Source organism: Streptomyces sp. NPDC056734 (genome assembly GCF_042790455.1).
Taxonomy (GTDB): Bacteria; Actinomycetota; Actinomycetes; order Streptomycetales; family Streptomycetaceae; genus Streptomyces.
The window spans coordinates 261,046-268,244 of sequence record NZ_JBHTZD010000013.1; the positions used below are offsets into that span (position 1 = coordinate 261,046).

The following is a 7,199-nucleotide window of genomic DNA, read 5'->3' on the forward strand; positions in this document are numbered from 1 at the left end:
CTAACCCATCACGGCAACCTGACCGGTGAGACCGTGGACCGGCCAGCCGGGGTCGCCGTCCGTGGCGAAACGCGTCCAGGCACGGTGCATCCGCCGGGCCAGGTCGTGCGGGGGGTGGTCGCCGACGAGTCCGTCCGGTCCGCCGGCCGTGGGAAGGGTGTCGAAGACGAAGGGGAGCTCGATGCCGTGACACGCGCCGAGGCGCCCTTCGAACAGGGGGGACGGCCAGCTGAATTCGTAGCAGTGGGTGCGGTCCGCGTGGGCCGCCGCGTATCGCCGGGCGGGCGCCCGGAATGCCAGATCGGTCAGCGCCTCGGCGAGAACGGTACCCGCGGGCCGCCCGTCGCCCAGCCCGTACTGCTTGAGCACCTCCTCGGGGTGGGGGTGACTCGCCCCCAGCCGCGCCACGAGGGGGGCGGCCTCATCGGAAGCGGTCACTCCGGGCGGGACAAGGTAGGCGTTCATCTCTTCGGCGCAGTTGCCGATAAGGACATCGACGGGGGCGGTGGCGGCGTTCGAGGGAAGAAGGTCGTCGTCGAGGAACGGCAGGTACTGCAACATGCCGTGGCCAGGATCGTGTCCGGTGGGGTCCCGCAGATCGAGGGCGCGTCCGGGCGCGGCGACCGCTGCCTGCGCGGCGAGCAGATCCTCGGGAGCGATCTCGCGCATCGCGCGCGCGGTGGCGACGACGCCCAGCTCGTCGGCGACGGCCGCGCTCAGCCGCCATGCCTCGGCCGGGCCGCGCACGCTGCCGAAGCCGCCGCTCTGCAGAACGGCCCTCCGGAACAGGCCCGAGGCGCGCGGCGACTCTAGCAGGGCCCCGGCACACACCGCGCCCGCGGAGTGGCCGACCAGTGTGATGTTCCCCGGGTCGCCGCCGAAGGCAGCGATGTTCTCACGCACCCATTCCAGTCCCGCGATCTGGTCGCGGAGCCCGGCGTTGGTCACGCCGCCGGACAGAGGGAGGAAGCCTTCGGCGCCGATCCGGTAGTTCATCGCCACGACCACCACGCCGTCGCGGGCGAAGGCGGTGCCGTCGGTGGCGGGTGCCGAGGCAGTGCCCGCGACGAACGCCCCGCCGTGCAGGAACACCAGGACGGGCAGTCCCCCGGAGCCGGGGTCCGGGGTCCACACGTCCACAGTCAGGTAGTCGTCGCCGGTCCGCCAGCCCGTGCCGATGATCGGTGTCAGGTCCAGCCCGGGAAGGGAGCGCGGGCGCTGGGGAGCGGTGGGCCCCAGGCGGGTGGCGTCACGGACGCCGTCCCACGGCGGGTGGGGGGCCGGGGCGGCGAAACGCAGGGCCCCGACGGGCGGCGCCGCGTACGGCACGGACCGGTAGCGGACGACCGCGGCGTTGGTGGCGCCGCGTACGCGCCCGCCCGTGGTGCGGGTGACGGGATCCAGGGTGTACGACATCGGACCTCTCCTGGGTGGTGCAGAGTGGGGCGGGGTGGCCCCGGAACGGGCGGTCAGCCCCGGCGGGGAACGGTGTCCAGGACCTTCCCGGGGTTGAAGATGCCCGCGGGGTCGAGGGCTGCCTTCACGGCGTGGTGCATGGCAAGGGACGCGGGGCCCAGTTCGGCGGCCAGGCCGTCCTTCTTGAGCAGCCCGACACCGTGCTCTCCTGTGACCGTCCCGCCGAGCGCCAGGGCGGTCCCGATGATCGCCTCGACGGCGTCCTGTGCCCGCGCTCCGGCCGCGTCGTCGCCCCGGGGCACGACGATGAGCGGATGGAGGTTGCCGTCCGCCGCGTGCGCCACGGTCGCGATCATGAGGTCGTGCTCGGCAGCGGTACGGGTCACCGCGGCCAGCATCGCGGGCACCGCTCCCCGCGGAACGCACACGTCCTCGGAGAGCACGGCACCGATCCGGTCCACGGCCGGGTAGATCTCCCGGCGGGCCTGGAAGAGCGCCTCGGCCTCGGCCTCGTCGGCGGACCGGTCGGCCCAGCCGGCACCGGCGTTGCGGAAGCACTCCAGCATCGCGTGGCTCTCGGCCTCACCGGCCGCGCCCGAGGCGTCGGTCCGTCCGAGCAGCACGGTGTCCGCCTCACCCGCGAGGTCCGTGCCGCCCACGGCGTCCAGTGCCTTCAAGGAGGCGTGGTCAAGCAGTTCGAGCGCGGACGGCACGACCCCGGCGGCTATGACGGCGCTGACCGCCTCACCCGCGGCGACGGCGGAGTCGAAGAAGCCGACGACGGTGCGTTCTGGCGCACGGGCTCCCCGGAGCCGGAGGGTGACCTCTGTGATCACACCGAGCGTGCCCTCCGACCCGACCATGAGACCGCACAGGTCGAAGCCGGCGACCCCCTTCGCGGTGCGCCGGCCCAGCCGGACCACCTCTCCGAGCCCGTTCACGATCTCCATCCCGAGCACATAGTCCCGGGTGACGCCGTACTTCGCGCAGCAGATGCCCCCGGCGTTGGTGGCGACGTTGCCGCCGATCGTCGACCACGACGCGCTCGATGGGTCCGGCGGATACCACAGGCCCTGCGCCGCGCAGGCGTCGCGCAGATCGCCGTTCACGACGCCGGGCTGGACGACCGCGAGGCGTTCGGCGGCGTCGATCTCGACGATCGTGTCCATCGCGTCCAGCGAGAGGACGATCGCGCCATCGCTCGCGGTCGCGCCGCCCGACACGCCCGATCCGCCGCCCCGGGGCACGATCGCGATGCCGTGCGCCAGGCAGCACCGGACGACCGAGGCAACCTCGGCGGTGGTGCGGGGGCGGACCACGGCGAGCGGATTGCCCGCCTGTGCCCACTCCGCCTCGTCCCGGCGGTATCCCTCGATCACGGAGGGGTCGGTGATGACCCGGCCGTCGGGAAGCGCTTCCTTCAGTTCCCGCAGCGCCCGTGCCTCCGGCACCGTCTTCTCCGCATTCTCCTTCTTCACCGTCCCGCCTCCTCCTCACGGTCGGCCTCGTCCGGCCTCGGCTCGTCCGCCGGGTCCGGAGAGGCCCTCGGGCACCCACGCTAGATCCGCCGCAGTCTCGCCGAAATGGAGAAGATCTCTACAGTTCGATGCCAAGGGAGTAGATTTCCTCCATGCTCCCGTCCAAGGTTCCGACGTCATGGCTCAGCCTGCTGATCGACGACTCCCCCGTCGAGTCCTTCGAGGCTCATCGCGCCCGCGCGCTGGGCGAGGGCCGGGAGGATCCGGCGACCGTCGAGTCCGAGGCACGGCAGGCACTGCATCTACGGGCCCTGCTCGCCGGTCATCGTCACCGGGCGGCGGAGCTGGGGGTGCTGATCGATCTGGTGCGCAGGCTGTCCGCCATGCGCGAGCCCGGCGAGGTGCTGGGCGAGATCGCGGCGCAGAGCCGGCGGCTGCTGAACGTCGACCTGGGCTACGTGATGCTGTCCGATGATGACCAGGTGCTGACGATGGAGGTCGTGGACGGCTCGATCGGGTCGGCCCTGCGGGGGTCGCGCATCATTCCGGGGGCCGGCATCGGCGGGCTGGTGATGCAGACGGGGCAGCCGCGCTGGACCGCCGATTACGCGCACGACGATGCCCTGGTACATCCCGATGCCCTGTACGCCGGTGCGGTCGAGGAGGGACTGACAGCGGTGCTGGGTGTGCCGCTGCGGGTCGGCCCGGAAACGATCGGGGTACTGTTCGCCGCCGACCGGCATCCACGCGCCTTCGCCGACCACGAGATCACACTGCTGGCCTCGCTCGCCGCGCACGGGGCGATCGCCATCCACAACGCGAGGCTCTTCGCCGAGCACCAGCGCACCACGGCTCGGCTGGCGCGCAGCGACCGGGCCAACCGCCGTGCCGTGGAGATGCATGAGCGGCTGACCGCCGTGGTACTCCGCGGCGGCGGTCTCGGCGAGGTCATCGAGGTACTGGCCGGGGCACTGGACGCGACGGTCGCCGTGCTGGACCCCGACGGTACGGCGACAGCCCGCACCTCCGCCGGGCGCACGGAAAGGCATGAGGAACCCGAGGGGTGGGGGGAGGTGGTGCGGATGGCCTGCGGGCCGGACGGGGCCTCGCCCTGGAGCACCCGCATCGAGCGGGTGGCGGGCAAGTACTGCGCGATCGTTCCGATCGACCTGGCCGGCACCTCCGCGGGCAGCCTCGTCGTGCTGCGGGCGTCGCCCTTCGACGAGGAGTCGGCCGGTTCGGTGGGCGCGACGGCGATCGCCACGGGTCTTGTCCTGGCCTCCGACCGCGCGGTGGCCGAAGCGGAGCGCAGGGCGCACGGAGAACTGCTCGCGGCGCTGCTGGGCGGGCATCTCGACGAACCGGCGCTGTACCGGCGGGCGGTCCGCTCGGGCGTCGATCTCTCGTCGGTCCGTACGGTCGCGGTGCTCGACGCCGACCACGACTCGGCTGCCGTCGGCGCCGCGATCGACCGGCTGGTCGGCAGTGCCGGCGGGTGGTGGGCGGAGTTCGAGGGACGGTGGGTGGTCCTGCTGCCGGTGGAGAGCTCTTCGGCAGCACGGCTCAGGCTCCAGGCGCACCTGTCGGTGGCGCGGGTGACGGGCGCGGTCGCGGACGCCGGCGGCACGGTGGCCGGGGTCCAGGACGCCTACCGGTCGGCGGTGGGAAGCGTGGCCCTGCTCCTCGCCCTCGACCGGGCGGGCACCATCGCGCCGGCCGACGAGTTCGGCGCGTACCGCACCCTGTTCTCGCATGCGGGACGCGCCGAGCTGGCCCGCTTCGTGGCGGCACACATCGGCCCGCTGATCGCCGTGGACGACCAGCGGGACACCGAACTTGTCCGCACACTCGACGCCTACCTCGCGCACGGCGGCCGACACGCGAGCGCCGCGGCGGCGCTGCGCATTCATGTCAACACGCTCTATCAGCGCCTGGCCCGCGTCACCGAGGTGCTCGGCGAGAGCTGGCGCGAACCGGACCGCACACCCGAGCTGCAACTCGCGCTCCGCCTGCACCGGCTCACCCGCTCACTGACCGACGCATGAGCCAGCAGGGCATTGAGCATTCTGCATCCCATTTCTCACACTACCTGAGCATAATGATGGAGTGGAGTCCGTCGGCGCGAAGGGAGAAGCGGTATGAGCACACTGGATCGCACGGGGGCGCGAGTGCTGCTCGCGCTCGATGAGGAGCCGCTGGCGACGACCGTGGCGCTCGCCGAGCGGCTCGGTCTCGCCCGCAACACCGTGCAGAGTCGGCAGCGCAGGATGGAGTCCGAAGGCACGCTCGCCCCGCCGAGCGTCCGGGTCCGCCCGGAGCGGCTCGGCCGACCGGTGATGGCCTTCATCACCCTGGAGATCGGGCAGGTGGGGGGCGAACGGACGCTGGACGAGATCGCCGCCGTGCCCGAGGTGTGCGAGGTGCACGCCGTCACCGGCAACGCCGATCTCCTGGTTCGGGTGGTGGCCCGGGGCAGCGACGACCTCTACCGGGTGACCCGGCTCCTGCTCTCGTGCAGCGGAGTCGTCCGCTCGAACACCATGCTGTCTCTGGTGGAGGTCGTGCCACTGAGGATGGCACCACTGCTACAGGAGACCGCCGAGAACGGTGAGTAGGCCGGCTCCTCCTCCGGCTCACCGCCCGCTGTGTCGGGAGTCGGGGGTACGGTCCGCGCAGTGGACCGGCGAGGAGTTTCCGCTGCCGTGCCACGCGATGTTCCACGGAGGACGCGCACGGCACAAAAAGGGGGGTCGGTGTGCCGTGCGCTGGTCTCCGGAGCGTCAGACGACTGGGCCAGGCCGCCGCATCGCCTTGGCCTCGTCGCCGGCGGCGACGGGAACGCCGCTGGGGACGGTGACCGCGGACTTGTGGACGAAGCCCACGAGGAACACCACCAGTCCGGTGCACAGGGCAACGGCTCCGGCGAGCTGGAACAGGGCTGAGACGCCGACCCCCGCGCCGATGAGCGCCGCGCCGAGGGTCGGGCCGAAGATGGCACCCAGCCGTCCGGCCGCGATGGACCAGCCGACTCCGGTCGCCCGCAGACGGGTCTCGTAGTACGTGGCGCACAGGGCGACCGTGCACAACTGCGCGCCCACGGCGAAGAATCCGGCGACGAAGGTGATGCCGAGCAGCCCGGCGGTGGACGAACCGACCTCACCGATCAGGGCGATGGCAATGGCTCCCAGTGCGTAGCAGACGGCGATCACCCGGGTCGCGGAGTACCGGTCGGCGAGTCGGCTGATCAGCATGCAGCCAGCCACTGAGCCCAGGTTGAGGGTGGCCACGGCGAGCAGGGCGCCGCGGGTGTTGTCGCCGGGGGCGATGGTGGGCAGCCAGGTCGCCAGGAAGTACACCATGAGAAGGGTGAGGGCCATCGCCGTCCACAGCAGAGCCGTGCCGGTGCCCCGGCCCTGGCGGAACAGGTCCAGTACGGGGAACCGTGAGCCACCGGCGGGCTGTGGCGCGGGGGCGGTCGGCGCCCCGGTGTGGTCGGTGACCCCCAGCCGCGCGAAGATCTCGGCCGCGCGGGCGGTGTCGCCGCGCACCTGGAGGAAGCGGGCCGATTCCGGCAGCTTGAACCACAGCAGCACCAGGAGGATCAGGGGACCGACGCCGCCGATGTAGAAGAGGCTCTTCCAGCCGAAGTCGGGGATGAGTGCCGCGGAGAGGACGCCGCTGAGCACACCGCCGAGCGGGAAGCCGCACCACATCCAGCTCACCACCGTGGCCTTGGAGTGGGCGGGCGCGTACTCGGAGGCGAGCGAGATGATGCCCGGCACGGCAGCGCCGAGGCCGAGGCCGGTGAAGAAGCGCAGCCACTCCAGCGCGGCGAGGGAGGTGCCCAGCGCGGGGGTCAGGACGGTGAGCAGCCCGAAGACCGCGACCCCGAAGAGGACAACCGGACGGCGGCCGACGCGGTCACCGACCCAGCCCGCGGCGGTGGCGCCGATCAGTCCGCCGAACAGCCCGATCCCGAAGACCAGGCCGAACGCGGAGGGCTTCTCGTTCCAGTCCGCGCCGATGTCGGGGGCGGCCAGGGCTATCGCCTGGGTGTCATATCCGTCCATCAGCGCGACCAGGGCGCACAGGACGATCACGTAGAGGACAGGGCGCGGCATTCGTTCCTTGGGTCGACGGGCGTCGTCGGCCGACGAGCGGTTCATGGGGCTCCTCGTTTCTGGTTGAGCCGTTCTCTCGTTGCATGCGGCTGCCTGACCGCGACCAGGGCAGGTTGCGCGGTCGTGAACGGGGGGGGGACGGGTGCCGGTGTACCGGGATGCACCTACGGGTTTGACTCGCGGA

General features: G+C 72.1%; 5 protein-coding genes. 2 read left to right on the top strand and 3 right to left on the bottom strand.

The features are described 5' to 3' along the window. Both ACFRFC_RS21540 and ACFRFC_RS21545 read right to left on the bottom strand, forming a co-directional pair. Complete coding sequence (locus ACFRFC_RS21540) at window positions 1-1,416, bottom strand: carboxylesterase/lipase family protein (RefSeq protein WP_382678637.1); 1,416 nt, start codon at window positions 1,414-1,416, stop codon at window positions 1-3. 53 nt (window positions 1,417-1,469) lie between these two features. After that, entirely contained in the window at window positions 1,470-2,894 is a 1,425-nt protein-coding gene (locus ACFRFC_RS21545; protein ID WP_382678634.1) for an FAD-binding oxidoreductase, read from the bottom strand. A 152-nt stretch (window positions 2,895-3,046) separates the two neighbouring features. Between ACFRFC_RS21545 and ACFRFC_RS21550 the strand changes: the two genes are divergently transcribed. Both ACFRFC_RS21550 and ACFRFC_RS21555 read left to right on the top strand, forming a co-directional pair. Next, on the top strand, window positions 3,047-4,939 hold the full coding sequence (locus ACFRFC_RS21550; protein WP_382678631.1) for a helix-turn-helix domain-containing protein: 1,893 nt from the start codon (window positions 3,047-3,049) through the stop codon (window positions 4,937-4,939). A gap of 93 nt (window positions 4,940-5,032) precedes the next feature. After that, a complete protein-coding gene (locus tag ACFRFC_RS21555) occupies window positions 5,033-5,509 on the top strand; it encodes an Lrp/AsnC family transcriptional regulator (RefSeq protein ID WP_382678628.1) in 477 nt (158 codons plus the stop codon). A gap of 165 nt (window positions 5,510-5,674) precedes the next feature. Here ACFRFC_RS21555 and ACFRFC_RS21560 read toward each other — a convergent pair whose 3' ends face one another. Beyond that, complete coding sequence (locus tag ACFRFC_RS21560) at window positions 5,675-7,060, bottom strand: MFS transporter (RefSeq protein WP_382678626.1); 1,386 nt, start codon at window positions 7,058-7,060, stop codon at window positions 5,675-5,677. Window positions 7,061-7,199 lie beyond the last annotated feature (139 nt).